Annotated in this window: 26 protein-coding genes; 16 read left to right on the top strand and 10 right to left on the bottom strand. The window is 72.0% G+C overall.

Going from position 1 to position 23,430, the window contains the following annotated elements; genetic code table 11:
• The first annotated feature begins 21 nt into the window (after positions 1–21).
• The 6 genes from QP939_RS00165 (at position 22) to QP939_RS00190 (ending at position 5,464) form a co-directional block, all read left to right on the top strand.
• Complete coding sequence (locus QP939_RS00165; protein WP_285454389.1) at positions 22–1,236, top strand: PucR family transcriptional regulator; 1,215 nt, start codon at positions 22–24, stop codon at positions 1,234–1,236.
• Positions 1,237–1,346: 110 nt separating this feature from the next.
• A complete protein-coding gene (locus tag QP939_RS00170) occupies positions 1,347–1,805 on the top strand; it encodes a nitroreductase family deazaflavin-dependent oxidoreductase (RefSeq protein WP_285454390.1) in 459 nt (152 codons plus the stop codon).
• Between the two features lie 156 nt (positions 1,806–1,961).
• Positions 1,962–2,885, top strand: a complete 924-nt coding sequence (locus QP939_RS00175; RefSeq protein ID WP_285454391.1) for an ACP S-malonyltransferase — start codon at positions 1,962–1,964, stop codon at positions 2,883–2,885.
• The gene (locus QP939_RS00180; protein WP_285454392.1) at positions 2,882–3,865 is read left to right on the top strand and encodes a beta-ketoacyl-ACP synthase III; all 984 of its coding nucleotides are present in this window, start codon (positions 2,882–2,884) and stop codon (positions 3,863–3,865) included. The genes QP939_RS00175 and QP939_RS00180 overlap by 4 nt, the downstream gene beginning before the upstream one ends.
• A 74-nt stretch (positions 3,866–3,939) precedes the next feature.
• Positions 3,940–4,185 (top strand): acyl carrier protein, encoded by a 246-nt coding sequence (locus QP939_RS00185; protein ID WP_004559006.1) that lies wholly within the window; start codon positions 3,940–3,942, stop codon positions 4,183–4,185.
• A gap of 28 nt (positions 4,186–4,213) precedes the next feature.
• Positions 4,214–5,464 (top strand): beta-ketoacyl-[acyl-carrier-protein] synthase family protein, encoded by a 1,251-nt coding sequence (locus QP939_RS00190; protein ID WP_285454394.1) that lies wholly within the window; start codon positions 4,214–4,216, stop codon positions 5,462–5,464.
• A 41-nt stretch (positions 5,465–5,505) separates the two neighbouring features.
• Here the strand turns inward: QP939_RS00190 and QP939_RS00195 are convergent, their stop codons facing one another.
• Together QP939_RS00195 and QP939_RS00200 are read right to left on the bottom strand one after the other, a co-directional pair.
• Positions 5,506–6,102 (bottom strand): hypothetical protein, encoded by a 597-nt coding sequence (locus QP939_RS00195; RefSeq protein WP_285454395.1) that lies wholly within the window; start codon positions 6,100–6,102, stop codon positions 5,506–5,508.
• Positions 6,103–6,588: 486 nt separating this feature from the next.
• The gene (locus QP939_RS00200; RefSeq protein ID WP_285454396.1) at positions 6,589–7,092 is read right to left on the bottom strand and encodes a DUF3145 domain-containing protein; all 504 of its coding nucleotides are present in this window, start codon (positions 7,090–7,092) and stop codon (positions 6,589–6,591) included.
• A 269-nt stretch (positions 7,093–7,361) separates the two neighbouring features.
• Here QP939_RS00200 and QP939_RS00205 point away from each other — a divergent pair, with 269 nt between their 5' ends.
• Complete coding sequence (locus QP939_RS00205; RefSeq protein ID WP_285454397.1) at positions 7,362–9,167, top strand: hypothetical protein; 1,806 nt, start codon at positions 7,362–7,364, stop codon at positions 9,165–9,167.
• A gap of 1 nt (position 9,168) precedes the next feature.
• Here QP939_RS00205 and QP939_RS00210 read toward each other — a convergent pair whose 3' ends face one another.
• A complete protein-coding gene (locus QP939_RS00210) occupies positions 9,169–10,563 on the bottom strand; it encodes a dihydrolipoyl dehydrogenase family protein (protein ID WP_285454398.1) in 1,395 nt (464 codons plus the stop codon).
• Positions 10,564–10,645: 82 nt separating this feature from the next.
• Between QP939_RS00210 and QP939_RS00215 the strand changes: the two genes are divergently transcribed.
• Positions 10,646–11,047 carry an Lsr2 dimerization domain-containing protein gene (locus QP939_RS00215; protein ID WP_285454399.1) on the top strand — a complete coding sequence of 134 codons (402 nt, stop codon included), beginning with the start codon at positions 10,646–10,648 and terminating at the stop codon, positions 11,045–11,047.
• Between the two features lie 16 nt (positions 11,048–11,063).
• Here QP939_RS00215 and QP939_RS00220 read toward each other — a convergent pair whose 3' ends face one another.
• The 5 genes from QP939_RS00220 to QP939_RS00240 all read right to left on the bottom strand — a co-directional run bounded on the left by QP939_RS00220 (position 11,064) and on the right by QP939_RS00240 (position 15,380).
• Positions 11,064–11,795 carry a lipoate--protein ligase family protein gene (locus QP939_RS00220; protein WP_285454400.1) on the bottom strand — a complete coding sequence of 244 codons (732 nt, stop codon included), beginning with the start codon at positions 11,793–11,795 and terminating at the stop codon, positions 11,064–11,066.
• The gene (locus tag QP939_RS00225) at positions 11,792–13,177 is read right to left on the bottom strand and encodes an NAD(P)(+) transhydrogenase (Re/Si-specific) subunit beta (RefSeq protein WP_285454401.1); all 1,386 of its coding nucleotides are present in this window, start codon (positions 13,175–13,177) and stop codon (positions 11,792–11,794) included. The genes QP939_RS00220 and QP939_RS00225 overlap by 4 nt, the downstream gene beginning before the upstream one ends.
• Positions 13,174–13,479: an NAD(P) transhydrogenase subunit alpha part 2 gene (locus tag QP939_RS00230; RefSeq protein WP_043776145.1), complete on the bottom strand. Its 306-nt coding sequence runs from the start codon at positions 13,477–13,479 to the stop codon at positions 13,174–13,176. The genes QP939_RS00225 and QP939_RS00230 overlap by 4 nt, the downstream gene beginning before the upstream one ends.
• A gap of 5 nt (positions 13,480–13,484) precedes the next feature.
• Positions 13,485–14,597 carry a Re/Si-specific NAD(P)(+) transhydrogenase subunit alpha gene (locus tag QP939_RS00235; protein WP_285454402.1) on the bottom strand — a complete coding sequence of 371 codons (1,113 nt, stop codon included), beginning with the start codon at positions 14,595–14,597 and terminating at the stop codon, positions 13,485–13,487.
• Positions 14,598–14,720: 123 nt separating this feature from the next.
• Positions 14,721–15,380, bottom strand: a complete 660-nt coding sequence (locus QP939_RS00240; protein WP_285454403.1) for a TetR family transcriptional regulator — start codon at positions 15,378–15,380, stop codon at positions 14,721–14,723.
• 92 nt (positions 15,381–15,472) lie between these two features.
• On the opposite strand from QP939_RS00240, the gene QP939_RS00245 reads away from it, so the two are divergent.
• From QP939_RS00245 to QP939_RS00265, 5 genes are all read left to right on the top strand, one after another.
• Positions 15,473–16,540 (top strand): ferredoxin reductase, encoded by a 1,068-nt coding sequence (locus QP939_RS00245; protein WP_285454404.1) that lies wholly within the window; start codon positions 15,473–15,475, stop codon positions 16,538–16,540.
• A gap of 11 nt (positions 16,541–16,551) precedes the next feature.
• Entirely contained in the window at positions 16,552–17,658 is a 1,107-nt protein-coding gene (locus tag QP939_RS00250; protein ID WP_285454405.1) for a fatty acid desaturase family protein, read from the top strand.
• Positions 17,659–17,665: 7 nt separating this feature from the next.
• Positions 17,666–17,866 carry a hypothetical protein gene (locus tag QP939_RS00255; protein WP_091307018.1) on the top strand — a complete coding sequence of 67 codons (201 nt, stop codon included), beginning with the start codon at positions 17,666–17,668 and terminating at the stop codon, positions 17,864–17,866.
• A gap of 204 nt (positions 17,867–18,070) precedes the next feature.
• Complete coding sequence (locus QP939_RS00260; protein ID WP_285454407.1) at positions 18,071–19,375, top strand: sensor histidine kinase; 1,305 nt, start codon at positions 18,071–18,073, stop codon at positions 19,373–19,375.
• A 9-nt stretch (positions 19,376–19,384) separates the two neighbouring features.
• A complete protein-coding gene (locus QP939_RS00265) occupies positions 19,385–20,029 on the top strand; it encodes a response regulator transcription factor (RefSeq protein WP_285454408.1) in 645 nt (214 codons plus the stop codon).
• On the opposite strand, the gene QP939_RS00270 is transcribed toward QP939_RS00265, so the two are convergent.
• Complete coding sequence (locus QP939_RS00270) at positions 20,014–20,673, bottom strand: TetR family transcriptional regulator (protein ID WP_285454409.1); 660 nt, start codon at positions 20,671–20,673, stop codon at positions 20,014–20,016. The genes QP939_RS00265 and QP939_RS00270 overlap by 16 nt on opposite strands.
• Positions 20,674–20,726: 53 nt before the next feature.
• On the opposite strand from QP939_RS00270, the gene QP939_RS00275 reads away from it, so the two are divergent.
• Together QP939_RS00275 and QP939_RS00280 are read left to right on the top strand one after the other, a co-directional pair.
• Positions 20,727–21,143 (top strand): cupin domain-containing protein, encoded by a 417-nt coding sequence (locus QP939_RS00275; protein ID WP_285454410.1) that lies wholly within the window; start codon positions 20,727–20,729, stop codon positions 21,141–21,143.
• Between the two features lie 10 nt (positions 21,144–21,153).
• A complete protein-coding gene (locus QP939_RS00280; protein WP_285454411.1) occupies positions 21,154–21,564 on the top strand; it encodes a secondary thiamine-phosphate synthase enzyme YjbQ in 411 nt (136 codons plus the stop codon).
• Here QP939_RS00280 and QP939_RS00285 read toward each other — a convergent pair.
• Positions 21,502–22,500, bottom strand: a complete 999-nt coding sequence (locus QP939_RS00285; RefSeq protein ID WP_285454412.1) for a YhgE/Pip domain-containing protein — start codon at positions 22,498–22,500, stop codon at positions 21,502–21,504. The genes QP939_RS00280 and QP939_RS00285 overlap by 63 nt on opposite strands.
• Positions 22,501–22,604: 104 nt before the next feature.
• Here QP939_RS00285 and QP939_RS00290 point away from each other — a divergent pair, with 104 nt between their 5' ends.
• On the top strand, positions 22,605–23,300 hold the full coding sequence (locus QP939_RS00290; RefSeq protein WP_285454413.1) for an HAD family hydrolase: 696 nt from the start codon (positions 22,605–22,607) through the stop codon (positions 23,298–23,300).
• Positions 23,301–23,430: the final 130 nt, after the last annotated feature.

The following is a 23,430-nucleotide window of genomic DNA, read 5'->3' on the forward strand; positions in this document are numbered from 1 at the left end:
GCACGTAGGATCGCCTGCGCCATGGATGGAACGACCGCCCCGCGCCGGGTGCCCAAGCACCACGGACTGTCCGCGAAGACACTCCGGCGGCTGGAGCACGCGTCCGGCGACCTGGCGAGCGCGAGCATCGCGGTGATGGAGCGGCGGCTGCCGTGGTTCGCCCGGCTGCCCGCCGACCAGCGCGCGAGCGTGCTGCTGATCACCCAGGCCGGGGCCGCGGGCTTCGTCGGCTGGCTGCGGGACTCCAAGGAAGCGCTGAAGCTCACCACCGAGGCGTTCCGCGACGCGCCGGCCGAGCTGTCCCGCTGGGTCAGCCTCCGCCAGGCCGTCGGGATGGTGCGGCTGGCCATCGAGGTGTTCGAGGAGCAGCTGCCGGCGTTCGCCGCGAACGAAGCCGAGCGGGCGGCGCTGATCGAAGGGATCCTGCGCTACGGCCGGGAAATCGCGTTCGCGGCGGCGAACTCCTACGCGGCGGCGGCGGAGGCGCGCGGCGCGTGGGACGCCCGGCTGGAAGCGCTGGTCGTCGACGGCATCGTCCGCGGCGACGCCGAGGAGTCGGTGCTGTCGCGGGCGACGGCGCTGGGCTGGGACCCGTCGGCGGCGGCGACCGTGCTGGTCGGCAACCCGCCGTCGGACGACCCGCCGGCGGTGGTCTTCGAGGTCCGCAGCCGCGCCGCCCGCGTCGGCCGCCCGGTGCTGCTGTCGGTCCAGGGCTCCCGGCTGGTGGTCGTGGTGGGCGGGCCGACCGAGGGCGGGGTGAAGGAGCGGGAGATCCTCAGCCGGATGTCGGTGGCGTTCGCCGAGGGCCCGGTGGTGGCCGGGCCGACGGTGCCGACGCTGGCGGAGGCGCACCACAGCGCGACGGAGGCGCTCTCGGGCCTGCGCGCGGTGGTCGGCTGGCCGGGCGCGCCCCGCCCGGTCCGGTCGGCGGACCTGCTGCCCGAGCGCGCGCTGTCGGGCGACGCGGAGGCCGAGCGGCTGCTGGTGGACGCGATCGCGCGGCCGCTGGAGGAGGCCGGGCCGACGTTGCAGCGCACGGTGGAGGCGTACCTGGAGAGCGGCGGCGTGCTCGAGACGTGCGCGAAGACGCTGTTCGTGCACCCGAACACCGTCCGCTACCGGCTGCGGAAGGCCGCGGAGCTGACCGGCTGCCAGCCGACCGACCCGCGCGACGCGCTGGTGCTGCGGATCGCGCTGACCGTGGGCCGGCTGGCCAGGGCCCGCGGCCTCTGGTGACACTTCCGCGAAAAACTTCCGGAGATCGTGTCGAGAACGGCGGGGCGGCTCCGTCCCCGTGGCACCAGCGGCCGCGGAGGCCGCCCGCCGCACCGGAAAGGATCGCCACCATGGCCGTCGCCGATGACCTCGACCGCGCCACCGACTCCTCGTGGGACTGGGTCGCCGAGCAGACCCGGACCTACCTGGCCTCGGGCGGCACGGACCGGCCCGACTCGGCCGGCCTGCGCACCCTCGTCCTCGCCACCACCGGCCGCCGCAGCGGCGTGCCGCGGCGCACCTGCCTGATCTACGGCACCTCGGGCGACGACCACGTCGTCGTCGCGTCCAAAGGCGGCGCCGACGAGGACCCGGACTGGTTCAAGAACCTCCGGGCAGACCCCGGCGTCGGGGTGCAGGACGGCACCCGCCGGTTCACCGCCCGCGCCCGCGTCGCCTCCCCGGCCGAACGCGAGCGCCTGTGGCCGATGATGACCGCCCTCTTCCCCCTCTACGAGGAGTACGCGGCGAAGACCGACCGCGTGCTCCCGATCGTCCTGCTCACCCCCGCCGAGAGCCCCGTCACGTGATGGACTTAACAGCGAAAGGTGATTGAACCCGACAAGGCTTCCGGGTTACGCGCGACCTTCTCCGGCGCGTCTTTGGAGGGTTCCGACAAAGACGCCGCGCAGACACTGTGAGCGTCGGCATCCCGGGAAACACCTCTTCCCGTGTTGTCTTGAAGGGTGACAGCAGCAGTCCTCGCTCCCGGTCAGGGGGCCCAGGCCCCCGGTATGTTCACGCCCTGGCTCGACCTCGACGGCGCGCGCGAGCGCGTCGCGCAGTGGTCCGAGCGCGCCGGGCTCGACCTGCTCCGCCTCGGCACCGAAGCGGACGCCGACGAGATCCAGGACACCGCGGTCGCGCAGCCGCTGATCGTCGCGCTGTCGCTGCTCACCTTCGAGCACCTCCAGGCCACCGCGCCGGTCCCGGCCGACGCGCCGGTCGCCGGGCACTCGGTCGGCGAGCTCGCCGCCGCCGCGATCGCCGGGGTGCTCAAGCCCGAAGACGCCGTCGCCCTCGCCGCCGTCCGCGGTGCCGAGATGGCGAAGGCGTGCGCGCTGGAACCGACGTCGATGGCCGCGGTCATGCTCGGTGACCCCGAGCAGGTCGTCGCGTGGCTCGAGGACCAGGGCCTGACCGCGGCGAACCGCAACGGAGCGGGGCAGATCGTCGCCTCCGGCGCCGCCGACGCCATCGAGAAGATCGTCGCCGAACCCCTCGAAGGCACGAAGATCCGCGCCCTCAAGGTCGCCGGCGCGTTCCACACGCGGTACATGGCGCCCGCCGAAGAGGCGTTGCGCGCCCACGCCGCCGAGCTGAGCCCGGCCGACCCGACCCGCCCGCTGCTGTCGAACGCGGACGGCGCCGTCGTCACCAGCGGGGCCGAGTACCTGCGGCGGCTGGTTTCGCAGGTCACCCGGTCGGTCCGCTGGGACCTGACGATGGACGGCCTGGTCTCCCTCGGCGTCACCCGCACCGTCGAACTCGCGCCCGCGGGCACCCTGACCGGCCTGGTCAAGCGGCAGCTCAAGGGCGTCGTCACCACTACCACCGCGCTGAAGACGCCGGCCGAGCTGGCCGCGCTGCGCCAGGAGGACGCCTCGTGACCGACCGACCCGCCCTGAGCCTGCACACCGGCTCCCGCGGCAGCCGCGTGCTGGGCATCGGCAGCTTCCAGCCGGAGAAGGTCGTCACCAACGACGACCTCTCGAAGGTCATGGACACCAACGACGAGTGGATCCGGACGCGCGTCGGGATCATCGAGCGCCGGTTCGCCGAGAAGGACGAAGAGCTCACCGACTTCGCCGTCGCCGCGGGCAAGGCCGCGCTGGCCGACGCCGGGGTCGACCCGTCCGAAGTGGACACGGTGATCCTGCCGAACTGCACGATGCGCACGCTCATCCCGAACGCCGCCGCGCAGGTGGCGGCCCGGATCGGCATCCCGAACCCCGGCGCGTTCGACCTCAACGCCGCGTGCGCCGGGTTCTGCTACGGCCTCGGCGTCGCCTCCGACCTGATCCGCGCGGGCTCGGCCAAGAAGGTCCTGGTGATCGGCGCGGAGAAGCTGACCGACTCGATCGACCCGACCGACCGCGCCAACGCGATCATCTTCGCCGACGGCGCGGGCGCCGCGGTGGTCGGCGCGTCCGACGAGCCGGAGATCGGCCCGGTGTCGTGGGGCAGCGCGGGCGACCTGGTCGACCTGATCTACATGCGCGACGAGAAGTTCATCTACCAGGAGGGCCAGTCGGTCTTCCGGTGGGCGACGACCCAGATCGCGCCGATCGCGCTGAGCGCGCTGGAGGCCGCCGGGCTGAAGCCGTCCGATGTGGACGTGCTGATCCCGCACCAGGCCAACCTGCGCATCGTCGAGGCGATCGCGAAGAAGCTGCGGGCCAACGGCGCCCGGGACGACATGGTCGTCGCCGACGACATCAAGTACTCCGGCAACACCTCGTCGGCGTCCATCCCGCTCGCGCTGGACCACATGCGCAAGGCCGGGACGGTCCGCTCCGGCGACGTGGTGCTGGCGGTCGGGTTCGGCGCGGGCCTGTCCTACGCCGGGCAGGCGTTCGTCTCCCCCTGACCACCGTTACGCTCCCCGCGGGCATTCGCCCACGGGCATCAAGACCCCCAGAAAACCGAGAAGGGAACACCCCCATGGCTGACAACGCTGAGATCCTCGCCGGCCTCGCCGAGATCGTCGAAGAGGTGGCCGGTGTGGCTCAGGACGACGTCACCGCCGAGAAGTCGTTCGTGGACGACCTGGACATCGACTCGCTGTCGATGGTCGAGATCGCCGTGCAGGCCGAGGACAAGTTCGGCGTCAAGATCCCGGACGACGAGCTCGCCAACCTGAAGACCGTGGGCGACGCGGTGAACTACGTGTCGGCCAACTCGAAGTAAGTCCTCTTCCCTCCTTGAGGAGACTCCCATGAGCAACATCGACGTCGTGATCACCGGTCTCGGCGCCACCACACCGCTCGGCGGGGACGTGCAGTCCACCTGGGACGGTCTGCTGGCCGGGGCGAGCGGGGTCCGCGCGATCGAGGCCGACTGGGTCGAGGAGCTGCAGCTGCCGGTCAAGATCGGCGGTCAGCTGGCCGTCGAGCCGACCGAGGTCCTGCCGCGGGTCCAGGCCCGCCGGATGGACCGCTGCGAGCAGGTCGCGCTGATCGCCGCCCGCCAGGCGTGGGCCGACGCCGGCTACCGCGAGCCGACCGACGAGCACACCGACGTCGACCCCGACCGCCTCGGCGTGTCGATCGGCACCGGCATCGGCGGCCCGGTCACCCTCCTCACCCAGAACGACCTGTTGCACCAGCAGGGTCTCCGCAAGGTGTCGCCGCTGACCGTGCCGATGCTGATGCCGAACGGCCCGGCCGCGCACGTGGGCATCGACCTGAAGGCGCGGGCCGGGGTGCACTCCCCGGCCTCGGCCTGCGCCTCGGGTGCCGAGGGCATCGCGAGCGGGGTGGAGATGATCCGCTCCGGGCGCGCGGACGTCGTGATCGCGGGGGGCGCCGAGGCGTGCATCCACCCGATCACGCTGGCCGGGTTCGCCCAGGCCCGCACGGTGTCCACGCGCAACGACGACCCGGCGAGCGCGTCGCGGCCGTTCGACGCGAGCCGCGACGGCTTCGTCCTCGGCGAGGGCGCCGGCGTGGTCATCCTGGAGCGCGCGGACCTGGCGCGGGCCCGCGGGGCGCGCGTCTACGCGACGCTCGCCGGGCACGGCATCACCTCCGACGCCTACCACATCACGGGCAACCACCCGGAGGGCGTCGGCCAGATCGCCGCGATGCGCGCGGCGATGAAGATGGCCGGCGTGACCGCGGCGGACATCGGGCACGTGAACGCGCACGCGACGTCCACTGTGGTCGGTGACATCGGCGAGGCGGCGGCGATCCGCAACGCGATCGGCGAGCACCCGGTCGTGACGGCGCCGAAGGGTTCGCTCGGCCACCTCGTCGGCGGCGCCGGCGCGGTCGAGGGGATCATCACGATCCTGTCGCTCTACCACGGCATCGTGCCGGCCACCCGGAACCTGACCGACCTGGACCCGCGGGTCCAGCTGGACGTGGTGTCGGGCGAGCCGCGCAAGACCGACCTGACGGCGGCGATCAGCAACTCGTTCGGGTTCGGCGGGCACAACACGGCCCTGCTGTTCACGCACGCGGCCTGAGGTACGTGAAGGAGGGGCCCGGCTTCGGCCGGGCCCCTTTTTCAGCACTTCTGGTGTTCGGGGGTGACGCCGCTCTCGACGGCGTCGATCTTCAAGGCCGATTTTTCGACGATCATCGGCATCACGAGCCGCCACTTGATGCAGGGCTCGGGGAAGAAGTCCGGGGCGTCTTCGGGGTTCTGCTCGCTCTTGAAGGCGACGAGCACTCGCAGCGACGAGCCGGAGCCGCGTTCGATGCGGTAGACGAGGGCTTCACTGTCTTTTGTGGAGCGAACCCCGCTCTTCCAGGCGGCGAGGGGCTGCTGCGACACGCGTTCCGCGCTGACGACGGTGGTCCACAGCTGGTAGTTCTGGGTGTTGATGGCCCGGAAGTAGGTCTCGAGGACCTGCTGCACGGTCTCGTGCTGCGGGTGGTTCGCCGCGTCGGGCGTCATCCCGACGGCGTTGTCCCCGGTGGCGGGCTCGCCGCTGCTGGCCGAGGAGGTCGCGGGCACCGAGACGGAGGTGTCGTCGGCGGGCTGGTCGGGACGCCGGTAGAGCTCGCGCGCGAGCAGGCCGCCGCCCACGGTCACGGAAAGCACGACGACCACGACGGGCACCAGCCAGCGCTGGCGGGAGCTGGGGGCGGAGGTGGTCACGCCGCAGAGCGTACCGGCCCGGCTCGCGGTGGGTTCCCGACCTGGTGCGGACGGGTCGGCGGGGTGCCCTGGAGTACTTGGCGTACGCGGTGCGGCGGGCCGTGTGGGGCGGTGGCCCGCGCCTGGTCGGCCGATCGGCGCGGGCGGGCTCGGCGCGGCCGGAACCCACGGCCGCCCGGCAGCGGCTGCCGGGCCGACCGGGTGCGCGCGGTGGTGAGGCACCGCCGCCCGCCCGGCGCGGCTGGAAACCGCGGCCCGAGCGGCTATGCCCGTCCAGCGAGAGCGGATCACCCCGCAGCGGCGCGCGGGCGGGGTCCGCGAGGTGCCGCCCGCTCGGCGCGGCTGGAAACCGCGGCCCGAGCGGCTATGCCCGTCCGGCGAGAGCGGATCACCCGGCGGGCCGGGCGCGCGTTGGTGAGGCGCTGCCCGCCGGTCGCAGGCCGATGGCCCGCCCGCTTCGCGCGGACGGGCCGTCGGATCGGTCGGTCAGCCCACCTGGTGGAGCCAGGTCACCGGCGCGCCGTCGCCGGCGTGGCGGTAGGGCTCGAGGGCTTCGTCCCAGCTCGCGGCGAGGAGTTCGTCGAGCTTGTGCGCGAGGGACTCACCCCCGCGGGTCATGGCGACGAGGGCGCGCAGCTGGTCTTCGCCCACCACGATGTCGCCGTTGGCGCTGGTCCGTCCGTGCCACAGGCCGAGGCCGGGCGCGAAGCAGAACCGCTCGCCGTCGACGCCCGCGCTGGGCTCTTCGGTCACCTCGAACCGAATCATCGGCCACGCCTTGAGCGCGGACGCCAGTTTGGCGCCGGTGCCCGCGGGCGCGCGCCAGCCGCATTCGGCGCGAAGCTGACCCGGGCTGGCCGGCTGCGCCGTCCACTTCAGGTCAACGCGGGCACCCAGGGTGCCCGAAATGGCCCACTCGACGTGCGGACACACCGCAGACGGCGACGAGTGGACGTACACCACACCTCGGGTGCTGCCACGGGTGCTCACTGCTACCTCCGCTTGCTCGACGAGGGACGTCTTCCCCTACGCCCTACTCCGAGCTGCAGCGCGGGCCTCAGCGCGGCTCCCGAATGCCGCCTCCGATGCGTTGTAGCACATTCTGCACCCCAACCGTGCTGTTTGGCCACATGAACACCACAAGTCACCCGCCGCACACTTTCGGAGGGCGCGCGGCCGCGTCGTCCCCGTGTCGCACGGATCCTTGGGCCGGGCGCGCTAGCGTGATGACCCGGAACGACGAGCAGGGAGGGGTTTCGGTGCGACTGGTGCGGCTGGAGCGGCAGCAGTCCCGGGTGGCCGACGACGTCCGGGCGGCACTGGCGTCCCTGGGCCGCGGCAGCACCGTCATCGGCGGGATCGCGCTGGTCGGCGTGGGATCGGTGACCGAGCGCCCGATCGAGGCGGTGGTCCTGCTCCCCCATGGGGTGATCATCGTGATCGGCGTCGACCTGCCGGACCCGGCGCTGAGGCTGGAGGCCCCGCTCGGAGCGGAGTGGAAGGCGGACGGCTGGCCCCTGGTCGCCGACGACGACGCGATCAACCCGGCCACCGAGGCACTGGACATTTCCCAGGCGTGCGAACAGCGGATCGCGTCGCTGGTGCCGGGAACGGCCCCGGTGGGGACGATCATCGCGGTGGGCCCGTACGTGGAGACGGTCGACCAGCCGGCGGGAGACTTGGCGGGCCCGGTCCGGGTGCTGCACCCGACACCGACAACGATGCTGGCGGCGACGGTTTCCCTGGCGACGGCCCACCGCCCCCGGTCGGTGGACCAGGTCCGGGCGTTGATCCGGGGGCTGGCACCGGAGGCACCGGAGCTGTCGGACGAGGTGTTGCTGGGCGAGGGTTTCAGCCGCTTCACGGACGACGCGCCACCGGAGTCCCTTTGGGACGCGGTGCCGCCGGTCCCGGCCCAGGTGAGGATTTCGAAGACAGAACCCCCGATGGCGGCGACATCCGCGGTGCCCCCGGTGGCGGAGGGCCCAAAGACCGGTTCCGCGGCGGCGAGTCCACCTGCGACGGCTGCGGCTGACTGGCGGACCGAGACTCCGGTCCCGGCCGAGCAGGCCGCCGAGGCGCGGCCTGTCGAGTCCGATGTGGAGCCGGACCTCTCCACCGCGGCCGAAACCGACGCGGAGCCCGCCGCCGCGGTAGCCCACGCGGGGCCCACCGCTGCGGAGACCGAGCCCGAGCCCGTCGACGAGACGCCGAGTCCGCTCGAGGAATCCGAGCCCACCGAGGTGCTCGAGGCCGAGCCGGTCCGCGTCGGAAACGTGTTGCCGCTCTTTCCCGGCACCGAGCCCCCGAGGTCCACCCAGCCGAGTGACCCCGAGCCCGCAGCCGCGGACACCAAACGGACCGAAAACCTCCGCCTCCCCACCGCCCCACCCCTCACGCAGCCACCCCCGGCCGAACCCGAGCCCGAGCCCGCCCCAGCACCCCGCGAACCGGCGAAGCCCCGGGCATCGAGAACCGTCCGCTGGCTCCCCCTGGGAGCGATCGCCCTCCTGGTCGCCCTGGCCGTCGCGGCCGTAGCCGTGGCCACCAGCAGCGACGACACCGCAGCAACCCCCACGCCCCCACCCCCGACGACAGCCCAGCCCACGACCACAACAGCCGCGCCGGCGCAGAGCCTCCAGTTCGCCCTCCGCGCCGCCGACGCCGACCAACGATGCGCTTCCCACGCCTTCGGCGACGCCCAAGCCAGCCTGCAGCAAACCAGCTGCTCCGGGGTCCGCCGGGCGAGCTACGCCGCCACCATCGATGGGCGCCCCGGGGCCGTCACCGTCGGCATCGTCGCCTTCCCCGATGCCGCTCAGGCCGCCGCCTTCAAAGCCGTTGCCGATACCCCCGGTGGGGGCGGCATCCTCGATCTCGCCACCGAGACCGGCAAGTGGGGCGCCACTACCCCGCCCCGGTTCGAGAACGCCGCCTACGCCTCCAAACTGGACGGCACCTCCGTGCGGCTCGTGCAGGCCGTCTGGGCGCCGGGACCGTCCACTCCGGACGATCCCGGCCTCGCCAGGGCCGCGAAAGCCGCACTCGACCTGCCCGCTCAGTGACTCACAGCCCGTAGGCCTCGAGCAGCCGCAGCCACACCTCGCTGATCGTCGGGAACGACGGCACCGCGTGCCACAGCCGGTCGAGCGGGACCTCGCCGACGATCGCCACCGTCGCGGAATGCACCAGCTCCGAGACGTCCTGGCCGACGAACGTCACGCCGAGCAGCACGTTCCGCTCCGTGTCGACCACGATCCTGGCCTTGCCCGTGTAACCGTCGGCGTGCAACGACGAGCCCGCCACCGCGATGTCGATGTCGACGACCCGGTCGGCCGAGCCCGGCCGGGCGTCCGCCAGGCCGACCGCCGCCACCTCCGGGTCGGTGAACACCACCTGCGGGATCGCGTGGTGGTCGGCCGTCGCGGTGAACCGGCTCCACGGCGTCGCCGTCACCTGTTCGCCCGCCGCCAGTGCCGCCACCGTGTCGCCCGCCGCGCGGGCCGCGTACTTGCCCTGGTGGGTCAGCGGCGCGCGGCCCGTGACGTCACCCGCCGCGAACAGCCAGCCACCGTCCACTGCGGACACGCGACCCGTGTCCTCGACCTCCAGCGCCCGGCCTGCCTCCAGGCCGATGTTCTCCAGGCCGAGCCCGGCCGTCGCCGGACGGCGCCCGGTCGCCACCAGGAACTCGTCGACGACCAGCCGTTCGCCGTCCTTGAGCACCAGCTCGATCCCGTTCCCGGTGTCGGACACCCCGGTGACGCCCGACATCGTGTGCACGTACACGCCCTCTTCGCGCAGCCCGTGCAGCACCAGGTCCCCGGCGAACACCGCGTTGCGCGGCAGCGGGCGCTCGCCGGTGATCACCAGGTGGACCTCCGAACCGAGCCGGGCCCACGCCTGCGCCATCTCGACGCCGACCACGCCGCCGCCCAGGACGCCGAGCCGCGCCGGCACCGACGACGCCGACGTCGCCTCGCGCGAGCCCCATGTCCGGATCGTGTCCAGTCCCGGGATCGACGGCCTGCTCGGCACGCTGCCGGTGCAGACGATCACCGCGTGGCGGGCGGTCAGCACGCGGTCGCCGTCGACGGTCACCTCCCGCTCACCGGTGATCTCGCCGTGCCCGCGGACCGGCTCGATGCCGACGCCGCGCGCCCAGTCGACCTGTCCCGTGTCGTCGCCCTTGCCGGTGAACCAGTCACGGCGGGCGAACACCGCGGCCGGGTCGATCCGGTCGCCGATCGGGACGCCGGGCACGCGCTTCGCCGCCGCGAGGAGATTTCCCGGTCGCAGCAACGCCTTGCTCGGCACGCAGGCCCAGTAGGAGCACTCGCCGCCGAAGCGTTCGTGCTCGACGAGGGCGACCTTCAGGCCTCCGCGGGCCGCTCGTTCGGCGGCCACCTCCCCCACCGGACCGCCGCCGATCACCACTACGTCAAAAGTCTGTCCAGACATGGCTTCAGCGCACACCACCACGCGGGATAGCGCAAGCCAGCGGCTATCCTCGTCGCGGGGATCCGAGCTCGGGAGGTCTGTCGTGGCCAGGAACACGGCTGTGCGGTTGCTGGACGATCTGACCGGCGAACCCGCCGCGGAGACCGTCGCGTTCGCGCTGGACGGCATCGACTACGACATCGACCTCACCTTCGCCAACGCCGACGCGCTGCGGGAGCTGCTGCGGCGGTACGCCGACGCCGGGCGCCGCACCGGTGGCCGCAAGCGCCGCCCCCGGTTGGTGCCGGGCGCGAAGAAGCCCCGCGCGAAAGCCACCGCGAAGACGGCGAAGCCGCGCGCCGCGACCGCCAAGACGACCAAGGCGACGAGCGCGAAGGCCGAGCCCGCGAAGACGACGCGCGCCCGCAAGGCCGCGGAGCCGAAGAAGACCACGCGCGCGTCGACGCGGAAAGTGCCGTCGGTCACGTTTTCGGCCGCGGAGTGAGTCCACAGTAGACAGCTCAGGCCGCGCGCTGGGCGCCGTCCGCGTGCCACGACGGGTAGTGGTAGCGCGTGTGCAGCAACGACCGCTGCCGGGCGAGTTCGGCGGCGGTAGGCGGGCGCGGCACCAGCGTGCCGAGCAGGTGCGACGCCGCCGCCCGCACCGCCGCCTCCACCGCCGGGAAGCCGGGCCGCAGGCCGTGCTCGGCCAGGGACGCCACCGGGCTGCGGTGCGAGTCGAGCGGCCGCGGGTCGGGCGGTGCGCTCGTCAGGTAGCGGCCGACCAGCGACGCCGACGTCTCGACCAGCAGCGTCGAGTGGGCCAGCAGCACGCCCTTGGTGCGGAACACGGCGAACCCGCACAACTTCGCGTCGCCGACGAACAGCCCGCGGTCGCCGATCCGCGGTACCAGCCCGAGCTGGTCGACGGCCGCGCTCATGACCTGGCCGAGTGTCTCCAGCGGCCGGTCGGTGGGCCCGGGCAGCACCAGGGTCACGTTCAGGTTGCCGGGGTCGTGGAACACCGTGCCGCCGCCGCTGGCCCGGCGCAGCACCGGGACGCCGTCGCGGGCGCACTCTTCGATGCGGACTTCACGGGCGATGCGCTGGCCTCGGCCGACCACGACGCAAACTGGGTTGCGCCAGAGCCACAGGACGGGTGACTCGGGCGCAACCCGGAGGAGCGCTTCGTCGAACGCGAGGTTCTCGGCGGGGTCGGTGAACGCGGCACGCACATCCGACCCGGTCGTCATAGCGCCTTGAGTTCCTCCACGATCTCGCCCACCGACGACTTGGCGTCCCCGAAGAGCATGCTGGTCTTCGGATCGTAGAACAGGTCGTTGTCGATGCCGGCGAAGCCGGAGCTCATGCCGCGTTTCAAGACGATCACGGACCGGCTCTCGTTGACCTTGAGGATCGGCATCCCGTAGATCGGCGAGCTCGGGTCGGTCTGCGCCGCCGGGTTCGTGACGTCGTTCGCGCCGATCACCAGCGCGACGTCGGTCTGGGCGAACTCGGAGTTGATCTCGTCCATCTCCTTGAGCTGCTCGTACGGCACGTCGGCCTCGGCGAGCAGCACGTTCATGTGCCCGGGCATCCGGCCCGCCACCGGGTGGATGGCGTAGGCGACCTGGATTCCCTTCTTCTCCAGCAGCTTCGCCATCTCGCGGACGGTGTGCTGGGCCTGCGCCACGGCCATGCCGTAGCCCGGCACGACGACGACCTTGCTGGCGTAGGCCATCTGGATCGCCGTGTCGGCCGCGCTCGTCGAGCGCACCGGCCGCGCTTCCTTCGCCTCGCCGGAGGCGACCGCCGGGCCGCCGCCGAAGCCGCCCGCGACGATCGCCGGGATGGACCGGTTCATCGCCTTGGCCATCAGGTTGGTCAGGATCGAACCGGACGCGCCGACGATCATGCCCGCGACGATCAGCGCCGTGTTGTCCAGCGCCAGGCCCATCGCCGCGGCCGAGAGGCCGGTGAACGCGTTGAGCAGCGAGATGACGACCGGCATGTCCGCGCCGCCGATCGGCAGCACGACGGTGAGGCCGAGGATGCCCGCCGCGACGAGCAGCCCGATCATCAGCCAGCCGTTGTCGCCGCCGGTGACGATGAGCACGGCGCAGACCAGCGCGATCAGCAGGAGCAGCGCGTTGACCGGCTGCTGCAGCTTCCCGAGCGTGATCGGGCGGCCGCTGATCAGCTCCTGGAGCTTGCCGAACGCGACGTTCGAGCCCCAGAACGAGATCGACCCGATGATCGCGGCGAACAGCGACGCGATCGCGATGTACACCGGCTCGTGCGCGTAGCCGTGGGTGGAGCGGAACTCGACCCATGCGATGAGCGCGACCGCGCCGCCGCCGACGCCGTTGAACAGCGCCACCATCTGCGGCATCGCGGTCATCTTGACCTGGCGCGCCGACGGGACGCCGACGAGCACGCCGATCGCGACGCCGAGGATGATCAGCAGCCAGTTGCCCATGCCCGGGGTGAGCAGGGTGGCGATGACGGCGATGCCCATGCCGACCGCGGCGATCCAGTTGCCGCGGACGGCGGTGCGCGGGCCGGTGAGGCCCATCAGGCCGTAGATGAAGAGGGCGAACGCGATGATGTAGAGGATCGCGATGAAGTCGGTCACTTCGTCTCCTCCTCATCGGCCGGCGCGGGCTTCTTGCCCTTGAACATCGACAGCATCCGGTCGGTGACCAGGAACCCGCCGACGACGTTGATCGTGCCGAAGGCGATCGCGATCACCAGCAGGATCTTGTTGAAGACGCCGTCGACGCCGAGGCCGAGCACGACCAGCCCGCCCAGCAGCACGATGCCGTGGATGGCGTTGGTGCCGGACATCAGCGGGGTGTGCAGCGTGTTGGGCACCTTGGAGATGACGGCGAAGCCGACGAACCCGGCGAGCACGAGCACCGCCAGGTTCTGCACCAGAGGACTCACGAGGCGCTCCCTTCGCGCCCGGCCACGCAGGCACCGGCGACGATCTCGTCTTCGAAGTTCAGCTCCAGCGCGCCTTCCTTGGTCACGAGCAGCTCCAGCAGCTCGACGACGTTGCGGGCGTAGAGCTCGCTGGCGTGCGAAGGCATTTCGGCGGGCAGGTTCAGCGGGGAGGAGATGGTGACGTCGTGCTCCACGACGTCCTCGCCCGGCTTGGTCAGCTCGCAGTTGCCGCCGGTCTCGCCCGCGAGGTCGACCACGACCGAGCCGGCGGGCATGCCCTTGACGGCGTCCGCGGTGACCAGGGTCGGCGCCTTGCGGCCGGGCACCAGCGCCGTCGTGATCACGACGTCGAACTTCGTGATGGCCTCGGTGAGCCGCCGCTGCTGTTCCTCGCGCTCCTCCGGGGTCAGCTCGCGGGCGTACCCGCCTTCACCGACCGCTTCGATGCCGAGGTCGAGGAACTGCGCGCCGAGCGACTTGACCTGCTCGGCTACCTCCGGCCGGACGTCGTAGCCGGTGGTCTGCGCGCCGAGCCGCTTCGCCGTGGCCAGCGCCTGCAGCCCGGCGACACCGGCGCCGAGCACCAGCACCTTCGCGGGCGGCACGGTGCCGGCCGCGGTGGTGAGCATCGGGAAGAAGCGCGGGAGCTTCTGCGCCGCGAGCAGCACGGCGCGGTAGCCGCCGATGCTGGCCTGCGACGACAGCGCGTCCATCGCCTGCGCGCGGGAGATCCGCGGGATGGCCTCCATCGCGAACGCCTTCAGGCCCGCTTCTTCGAGCTTCGCGAGTCCTTCCGGGTTGCCGCGCGGGTCGAGGAAGCCGACGAGCACGGCGCCCCGGCTCAGCTTCGCGACTTCCTCCGGCGAAGGCGGGTTGACCTTCACGACGACCTGCGCGCCCCACGCGTCGCCGAGTTCGGCGCCCGCTTGGGTGTACGCGTCGTCACTCAGGTACGCCCCGGCGCCGGCGCCCGGCTCGACCAGCACGCGCAGCCCGCGCTGCGCGAGCCGCCCGACCAGCTTGGGCACCATGGCGACCCGGCGCTCCCCGGGGCGTGATTCGGCCACCACACCCACGGTGAGCTGCTGACTCTGTTCGCTGTCCGTCACACGACCTCCTCATCGGCGAGGCACGATCCGAGGGTTGTACCACGCCGGACCGACAGTCCCCAGTGACGTGAGTCGCAAGTCTGACGGGTGTGCCGGGAAATACGAGTGCCGGGCGGGAAACGTTCAGGTGGTTTTCCAGTGCGGGATGCCGAGCAGGATCAGCCGCAGCCGCTTTTCCGCCGTTCGGGTGATTTTCGGGTCTTCACCTGGGCGGGCTTCCAGCAGCTCGACCGTGGTCGTGATCATCACGGAAACGATCAAGTCGGCCAGCATGTGCAGGTCTTCGGTGCTCCACGCGCGCAGCGGCGCGAACCGGGCGAGGTCGATCGCCAGGTCGCCGGAGAACATCCGCAGCTCGACGGCGATGGCGCGGGCGAGCGGGCCGCCGCCGTAGCGCTCGCGGGTGAGGAACCGGAAATGGTCCTCGTTCGCCCGGACGAATTGGTGGACCGTGGCCACCGACGCGCTGATCATGCCCTGGTAGGTGTCCGGGTCGGTGCGCGCCGAGCGCATCATGCCGCGCAGCGTCCGCGTCGCTTCTTCGACGAGCGCGACGCCGAGTTCCTCCATCGAGGCGAAGTGCCGGTAGAAGGCCGTCGGGACGATCCCGGCTCCTTTCGCGACCTCGCGCAGGGACAGCGTCGCGAAGGGGCGGTCGGCCAGCAGGTCCAGCGCGGTGTCCAGCAACGCCTGACGCGTGCGCTGTTTGCGCTCTTGGCGGCTCACCGGCGTCAGTGGTTCGGACACGGGGTCCAGCGTACGGATGTCCACCGCGTTGCTCACGTCACATCCTCGGGGTCTCGCGTTGACAGGCGGTCCACTTCTGCAGTGCACTATTCAGTGCACAGTCGTTCACTGTAATCGAGGAGGACACGATGACGGCGCTCATCCCCCGGCGGGTGCGCAGCCTCGCCTCGCTGGCCGAGGCGCTGCTGACGCCGCACGGGATGGACCGCTACCTGGAGCTCGTCGACCCGATGCTGGTCCGCCGCGAGATCCGCGGGCTGGTCACGGCCGTGCGGAAGCAGACGCCGGACACCGTCACCCTCACCGTCAAGCCCAGCCGCGCGTGGCCCGGCTTCACCGCCGGGCAGTACGTCCGCGTGCAGGTGGAGATCGACGGCGTCCGGCTCACCCGCTGTTATTCGCCGTGCGGTTCGCAGTACGACGGCGAACTGGAGTTCACGGTCAAGGAGCAGGGCCTGGTCTCCGGGCACCTGAACCGCGCGATCGGCGTCGGTTCGGTGGTCAACCTGTCCACTCCGGACGGTGGGTTCACGCTGCCCGCCGCCCGGCCGGACCGCGTGCTGCTGATCGCGGGTGGCAGCGGCATCACGCCGGTGCTCGCCATGGCCCGCACGCTGGTCGACGAGGGGCACACCGGCGAGATCGTGTTCGTGCAGTACTCGAACGGGCCGGCCGACGCGCTCTACCGCACCGAACTGGCCGAGCTCGCCGCCCGGCACCCCGGGCTGCGGGTCGTGCACGCCTACACCCACTCGAAGGGCGGCGACCTGAACGGCTTCTTCGCCCCGGAGCACCTCGCGCGGGTCGCGCCCTGGTTCCGCGACGCGGAGGCGTTCGTCTGCGGCCCGAAGCCGCTCATGGACGCGGTCCGCGAGGAATTGGGTGAACGCGTGCACACCGAAGAGTTCACGCCGCCGGCGTTGACCTTCGACACGGCGAACGCCGAAGGCCAGGTGCGCTTCAAGCGCAGCGGGCGGGAGTGCGCCAACTCGGGGAAGCCGTTGCTGGAGCAGGCCGAGGAGGCCGGGCTGTCGCCGGAGCACGGCTGCCGGATGGGCATCTGCTTCTCCTGCACCCAGCTCAAGACCGCCGGGCGCGTCCGCAACGCGCGCACCGGCGAGATTTCCGGCGACGAAGACGAAGAAATCCAGCTCTGCATCTCCGTCCCGGTCGGGGACGTCGAGATCGACGCTTAGAGGAGAAAGCCATGACCGGTCTGCAGGACCGCCTGACCCCGGAACAGGTCGAGGAGTTCGGCCGCGAGCTCGACGCGCTGCGGCAGCGGATCGTCGACGACCTGGGCCAGGCCGACGTCGACTACATCCACACCATCATCAAAACCCAGCGTGGCCTGGAAGTCGCCGGGCGGGCGCTGCTGTTCGCCGGGTTCTTCCCGCCCGCGTGGCTCGCCGGCGTCGGCGCGCTGTCGGTGGCGAAGATCCTGGACAACATGGAGATCGGCCACAACGTCATGCACGGCCAGTACGACTGGACGCGTGACCCGGCGCTGAGCTCGCAGCGGTTCGAGTGGGACACGGTGGCGCCGGCGGAGAACTGGCGGCACTCGCACAACTACATCCACCACACGTACACGAACATCCTCGACAAGGACCGGGACATCGGCTACGGCATCCTGCGGATGGACGACGCCCAGAAGTGGCACCCGTACTACCTCGGCAACCCGGTGTACGCGACGCTGCTGGCGATCTTCTTCCAGTGGGGCGTGATGCTGCACGACCTCGAGGTGGAGAAGGTGGTGAAGGGCGAGCGGACGTTCGAGGACAACAAGCCGGTGTGGCGGCGGATCCTGCGGAAGGCGTCCCGGCAGATCGGCAAGGACTACGTGCTGTTCCCGCTGCTGACGGGCCCGCTGGCACCGCTGACGTTCCTCGGCAACGCGACGGCGAACCTGACCCGCAACCTGTGGGCGTTCGCGATCATCTTCTGCGGCCACTTCCCGGCGGACGTCGAGAGCTTCACCGAGGAGGAGACGTCGGAAGAGTCGCGGGGGCAGTGGTACCTGCGCCAGATCCTGGGGTCGGCGAACATCAGCGGCAGCCCGCTGTTCCACATCATGAGCGGCAACCTGTCGCACCAGATCGAGCACCACCTGTTCCCGGACATCCCGGCACGCCGGTACCCCGAGATCGCGGGCGAGGTGCGCGCGATCTGCGAGAAGTACGGGCTGCCGTACCACACGGGGCCGTTGCGCAAGCAGCTCTGGTCGGTGGCGAAGAAGATCGTGAAGCTCGCCCTCCCTTCGTCGCCGACACCGGTTACCGTGGAACCCGACCGGCAGCTCCGAGCAGCGTGAGGGTGACATGGTGGGCCAGTTCGAACGCGAGAAGGACACCCTGCAGGTGATCACCGAATCAGCCGCGACGCACGTCGGCAACATAGCGTCGATCATCACGGGCGCGATCCGCGACATCGCCCGCGAGACGGGCGACTGGCTCACGGACGTCATCGAGATGCGCGAAGCCGCGCAGCGGGCCCGGGAAGACGACCCGGACACCCCGTAGCGCCCGCGTGCGCTGAAGGGGACGTTCGTCTCATCTGATGCGGTGAAGGGTCCTTTCCTCGCATGTGATGCGAGTAAAGGACCCTTCAGCCCGCCTCGGGCCAGCACGGCGCCGGAATTGTCGGTGCCTGCCGGTAATGTGGAAGACGGGGGGCGCCCCCGCGGGCAGCCCGGCATTCCCGGGGCCCGGTAGGGGGAAAACCGGATGGGCACGAAGCCACGGCCCGGCGAGACTGGAGCCGTGACCAGCCTCGACGTCCCTCGCCCCCACCCGCTGCGGCGGGTCTTCGGCCCGCTCGCCACCCGGGACTTCGGGGCCGAGTACCTCTGGCTGGTCGTCTCCGGCCCGCTCACCCTCTTCGCGCTCGTCACCTTTCTCGTCGTTCTCGCCCTCGGCCTCTGGCTGACGCCCGTCCTCCTCGGCTTCCTCGTGCTCGCGGGCGCGCTCCTCTACGCCCGCGGTCTCGGTGCCGTCCACCGGCGGCTCGCCCGGGCCCTGCTCGGGGTCAGCGTGCCCGTCCCGCGGCGGCCTGAGCTGAAGCCGGGCCTCTGGAGCTGGGTCAAAGCCCGGGTCGGGGATCCCGCCGGGTGGCGGACGGCCGGGTACCTGCTGCTACGCCTCCCGCTCACCCTCGCCGGGCTGTTCGCGATCGTCACCGGCTCGCTCTACGCCGTGGCCGCGACGCCCTTCGCCTTCTTCTGGTTCCCCCTCGGCGAAAAGGCCTTGCCGGTCTTCGACATCCGGGCCGACCACTGGCCCGCCGCCGTCGCCTGGTCGGCGTCGGGGTTGCTGGTGCTCGTGGGACTGCCGTGGGTGACCCACGCCTTCGCCGCGCTCGACCGGCTGCTCGTCGTCGGCCTGCTCGGGGAACGGGATCTCTCCGCACGCGTCCGCGATCTCGAAGCCAGCCGGGCCACCGCCGTCGAAGACGCCGCTCTCCGGCTGCGCCGCATCGAACGCGACCTCCACGACGGTGCGCAGGCCCAGCTCGTCGCCCTCGCCATGAAGCTCGGCCTCGCCAAGGACGAACTCGAACACCTCGACCTCCCCCAGGTGAAACAGTTGGTCGGCGACGCCCACGCCAACGCGAAGCAAGCGCTGACCGAACTGCGCGACCTCGCCCGCGGCATCCACCCGGCCGCCCTCGACGCCGGTCTCGACGTCGCCCTCGCCACCCTCGTCGCCACCTCCGGGATCGACGCCGGGGTCACCGTGGACCTGCCGCGCCGCCCGCCGCCGTCGCTCGAAACGATCGTCTACTTCAGCGCCGCCGAACTCCTCACCAACGCCGCCAAGCACGGTGGTCCGGCGCTGGTCGAGGTCACCGAGGAGCGCGACGTCCTGCGGTTGCTGGTGCGCGACGGCGGCCGCGGCGGCGCCCGGATCGTGCCGGGCGGCGGGCTGGCCGGGGTGGCCGAGCGGCTGCGGACGGTCGACGGCGAGCTGGTCGTCGTCAGCCCGCCCGGCGGTCCGACCGAAGTGACCGCGCGGGTGCCGCTGCCCCGCTAGGGTCGCGGCATGCGGATCGTCATCGCGGAGGACTCGACCATCCTCCGCCAGGGCCTCGTCGAGCTGCTCACCTTCCGCGGCCACGAGGTCGTCGCCGCGGTGAAGGACGCCGACGCGCTGCGGGCCGAAGTCGAGGCGCACACCCCCGACGTGTCCATTGTGGACATCCGGATGCCGCCGACGCACACCGACGAGGGCCTGCGCGCCGCGATCGCCCTGCGCCGGGACCACCCGGGCCGCGCGATCCTGCTGTTCTCCCAGTACGTCGAGACGAAGTACGCGGCCCAGCTGCTGGCCGACCGCGCCGGCGGCGTCGGCTACCTGCTGAAGGACCGCGTCGCCGAGGTGTCGGACTTCCTCGACGCGTTGCGCCGGGTCGCCGACGGCGAGACCGTGCTCGACCCCGAAGTCGTCAGCCAGCTGTTTTCGGCGACGCGCCAGACCGACGCGCTCGGCGGGCTCACCCCGCGCGAGCGCGAGGTCCTCGGCCTGATGGCGGAAGGCCGGTCGAACTCGGCGATCGCGGCGAAGCTGTTCCTCTCCGCCGGTTCGGTCGAGAAGTACGTGACGTCGATCTTCGGCAAGCTCGGCCTGCCACCGTCCGAAGGGGACAACCGCCGGGTGCTGGCCGTGTTGCGCTACTTGGATTCCTGAGCCAGCGAGCCGTCGACGAGCGCGCGCAGCCCGCGGGCGAACGTGTCGCGCGCGGTCAGCTCCGGCCAGCGGCCGCCGAGCACGGCCAGGCTGGGGAACCGCTCCGGGTCGAGGTCCGCGAAGACGGAATCCCGGTAGCGGGGCCGGTTTTCGCCCGCGCGCCGCCCGGCGCGGGCGCGGATGAGGACCTCGCCCGCGGTGTAGTACCAGATGCCGCGGTAGAGGTCGACGGCGTGCTCGGGCGAGAGCCCGCAGTCGAGCGCGCCGCCGACGATGGCCTCGACCATCCACAGCGCCGACTCGCCGAGCAGGTCGTCGGCCGTCAGGACCTCGACCACCTGCGGCCACTCGGCCAGCGAGTCGTGCATGACCGTGGCCGCGGCGACGACGCGCTCGCGCGGGTCGGCGGGCAGCTCCGGCCGAGGCAACCGGCCCGCGTGGTGCTCGAGCAGCTGGATCAGCAGGTCGTCCTTGTCGCGCACGTGGTGGTACAGCGTCGTCGCGCCGACACCCAGTTCGGCGGCCAGCCGCCGGACCGTCAGCTTCTCCCAGCCCTCCCGGTCGAGGATCGCCCGCGCGGCTTCGAGGATCTGCTCGCGGGACGTCGTCGGGGGCCGTCCGATGCGGCCGGAGGAGCGGGGCACGTCCCCATCATGCCCGGTCGACAGCGCGGCCCGGCCGATGCTACTTTCGGAACATGTTCGAAAACTACGACCTGTTCAGCACCCTGATCCAGCTGCGCCCCGACGGCGTGGCCGAAGCCGCCGACCGCCGCGAGGCCCTGCGCGGCACCGACGGCAGCCTGTGGAGCGTGGGCGCGTTCCACGCCGAAGACGACCGGGCCGTCCACTCGGACGTCTGGGAACGCCACACCCGCGGGCACGAGGTCCTCGTCGCGCTGTCCGGCACCTTCCGCGTCCACCTGCGCGACGAAGGCCTGGTGGCCACCCTGACCGCCGGGCGGTCGTTCATCGTCCCGCCCGGCCGCTGGCACCGGCTGGCCGTCGAGGAGCCCGGCGACCTGCTGTCGATCACGCCCCGCGCGGGCACCGAGCACGAGAAAGCCGACGTCGCCGCGACACGTGAGCCCGCGAAGGAAACCGCCGCTCCCTAGGCTGGAGCTCATGTACTCCACCGAGATCGAGGTCCGCACCGGCTCCGAGGCCGTCGTCCACGACCTCACCCACGACGCCGAAGCCTTCCTGCGCGACGCCGACGCCGCCGACGGCCTGCTGCACGTCTGGGTCCCGCACGCCACCGCCGGGCTGGCGATCCTCGAGACCGGCGCGGGCAGTGACGAAGACCTGCTCACCGCACTCGACGAGCTCCTCCCCCGCGACGGCCGCTGGCGGCACCGGCACGGGAGCCCCGGTCACGGGCGTGACCACGTGCTCCCCGCGCTGGTGCCGCCCTACGCCACCATCCCGGTGCTCGGCGGCGTGCTCGCGCTGGGCACCTGGCAGTCGATCTGCCTAGTGGACACCAACCTCGACAACCCAGTCCGCACGGTGCGGTTCAGCCTGCTGGCGGGCTGACGGCCACAGCGTCACCACCAGGCCCGCCGCCAGCAGGGCCCCGAGCACCCAGACGCCGGTCGTGACGTCGGGGGCGCCGGGCACGCCCTGCAGGAGACTGCGCAGGCCTTCGGTGGAGAACCGGAACGGCGTCCACGACCACAGCAGCGCGCGGTAGGCCGGGTTCAGCAGCTCCGGCACCTGCCCGGCGACCGCGGGCGCGACCAGGTACAGGGGCCCGAGCACGGCCATCGCGCGCAGGCCAAGCAGCCGCAGCAACCCCGCTTGCAGTGCCGCGAACGCCGTCGCGGCCAGGAAGACGAACCCGAGGACGTCGGCGTCCAGCGGCAGCTCGGAGTCCCACAGCGCGAAGAACCCGGCTACGGCCGCCGTCACCAGCACGCCGACGCCGACGACCTGCAGGAACCGCGCGCCCGCGCCGACCGTGCGGCCGGTGCGCGCCGCCAGCTGCGTCAACGCCAAGCCCGCGACCAGCGCGCCGATCCAGGCCAGCGCCGACGCGGCCAGCGGCGCGGTCCGCCCGGCCAGGCTCACCGGGTGCAGCACCTCCTGCTTCGGCGCTCCGGCCAGCGCGGACGCGGCGCCGGTCAGCGCCTGCTGGGCGACCTGCGTCCCGGCGGGGTTGACTGCGCCGGACGTCACGACCGTCGCGGACGGCCCCGGTCCGAGCTCCAATACGCCGTAGACCTGCTTGTCCTCCAGCAGCCGCCGCGCGCCGGCCGGGTCGGTGACGGTCCATTCGAGCTGGCCGCCGCCGTGCCCTGCGATGCGCTGCGCGACCTCGGCCGGGGCCGCGACGGCGACCGGGACGTGGTCCGGCGCGACGGTCGCCTGCGCCCCGAAGGTCAGGAACCCGAGCACCACCGCCACCAGCGCACCGGCCACGGCGGCGACCAGGGCGAGCGCCCCGGCGGGGCGCCGGACAGGACTGGTCATGACAGCCTCCATTTATTCGTCACCTGTTGAATTGATGCCCAAGGTACGACCGCGCCGCCCAGAAGTCAACGCGTGTTGAATAGTGGCGTCGGTAACCTCGACCCGTGACGAAGACGCGGCTGCTGCTCTGGGACATCGACCACACGCTGGTGGACTTCGCCGAACTGGGCTCGGCCTGGTACGCGGCCGCGTTCACCGCCGCGACCGGCGCGACCCTGCGCGTCCACCCGGTCTTCGGCGGCCGCACCGAGCTGGCGACGACGACCGAGCTGCTCACCGCGAACGGCGTCGAAGCTGCCCAGGAGACGATCGAGGCGCTCTTCGCGGCCCTGGTGGCGGAGTCGGAACGCGCGGCGCACCGCTTCGCGGCCGAAGCGCGCGTGCTGCCGGGCGCGGCCGAGGCGTTGACGGCGTTCGCCGGGCACGACGGCGTCGTCCAGTCGCTCGTCACCGGCAACCTGCCGGAGATCTCGCGGCACAAGCTCGCCGCGTTCGACCTGCTCGACCACCTCGACCTGGAGATCGGCGGGTACGGCACGCTTTCGGTGCACCGCCCGGACCTGGTGCCGCACGCGGTGGCGCTGGCCGCGGCCAAGCACGGCACGGAGTTCGACCCCGGCGCGGTCGTCGTCATCGGCGACACCCCGAACGACGTCCAGGCGGCCCTGCACCACGGCGCGGTCTCCGTCGCGGTGGCCACCGGCCGCTTCTCCGCCGAGGAGCTGCGGGCGGCGGGCGCGCACACGGTCCTGCCCGATCTCGCCGACTTCGACGCCGTCCGGAGCGCGATCCTCGGGTAGGCCTGGTCCTCCGGTGGGGGTTTCCCCTCAGCCGAAAGGACGACTCCCCTAAGGGAAATCTCGTCCCGCCGCCCGATGTCCGCGCGGCCGCGACTCGCGAGACTTCCAGGCATGACCGAAGCAGGGGCGG

It is taken from the genome of Amycolatopsis nalaikhensis (assembly GCF_030264295.1).
GTDB lineage: Bacteria > Actinomycetota > Actinomycetes > Mycobacteriales > Pseudonocardiaceae > Amycolatopsis > Amycolatopsis nalaikhensis.

Coding starts and splice junctions, on each gene's coding strand:
- QP939_RS00285 (WP_285454412.1), bottom strand. CDS start 22,500: ATGACCAGTCCTGTCCGGCGCCCCGCCGGGGCGCTCGCCCTGGTCGCC.
- QP939_RS00190 (WP_285454394.1), top strand. CDS start 4,214: ATGAGCAACATCGACGTCGTGATCACCGGTCTCGGCGCCACCACACCG.
- QP939_RS00250 (WP_285454405.1), top strand. CDS start 16,552: ATGACCGGTCTGCAGGACCGCCTGACCCCGGAACAGGTCGAGGAGTTC.
- QP939_RS00165 (WP_285454389.1), top strand. CDS start 22: ATGGATGGAACGACCGCCCCGCGCCGGGTGCCCAAGCACCACGGACTG.
- QP939_RS00260 (WP_285454407.1), top strand. CDS start 18,071: ATGGGCACGAAGCCACGGCCCGGCGAGACTGGAGCCGTGACCAGCCTC.
- QP939_RS00210 (WP_285454398.1), bottom strand. CDS start 10,563: ATGTCTGGACAGACTTTTGACGTAGTGGTGATCGGCGGCGGTCCGGTG.
- QP939_RS00275 (WP_285454410.1), top strand. CDS start 20,727: ATGTTCGAAAACTACGACCTGTTCAGCACCCTGATCCAGCTGCGCCCC.
- QP939_RS00185 (WP_004559006.1), top strand. CDS start 3,940: ATGGCTGACAACGCTGAGATCCTCGCCGGCCTCGCCGAGATCGTCGAA.
- QP939_RS00245 (WP_285454404.1), top strand. CDS start 15,473: ATGACGGCGCTCATCCCCCGGCGGGTGCGCAGCCTCGCCTCGCTGGCC.
- QP939_RS00255 (WP_091307018.1), top strand. CDS start 17,666: ATGGTGGGCCAGTTCGAACGCGAGAAGGACACCCTGCAGGTGATCACC.
- QP939_RS00265 (WP_285454408.1), top strand. CDS start 19,385: ATGCGGATCGTCATCGCGGAGGACTCGACCATCCTCCGCCAGGGCCTC.
- QP939_RS00220 (WP_285454400.1), bottom strand. CDS start 11,795: ATGACGACCGGGTCGGATGTGCGTGCCGCGTTCACCGACCCCGCCGAG.
- QP939_RS00280 (WP_285454411.1), top strand. CDS start 21,154: ATGTACTCCACCGAGATCGAGGTCCGCACCGGCTCCGAGGCCGTCGTC.
- QP939_RS00170 (WP_285454390.1), top strand. CDS start 1,347: ATGGCCGTCGCCGATGACCTCGACCGCGCCACCGACTCCTCGTGGGAC.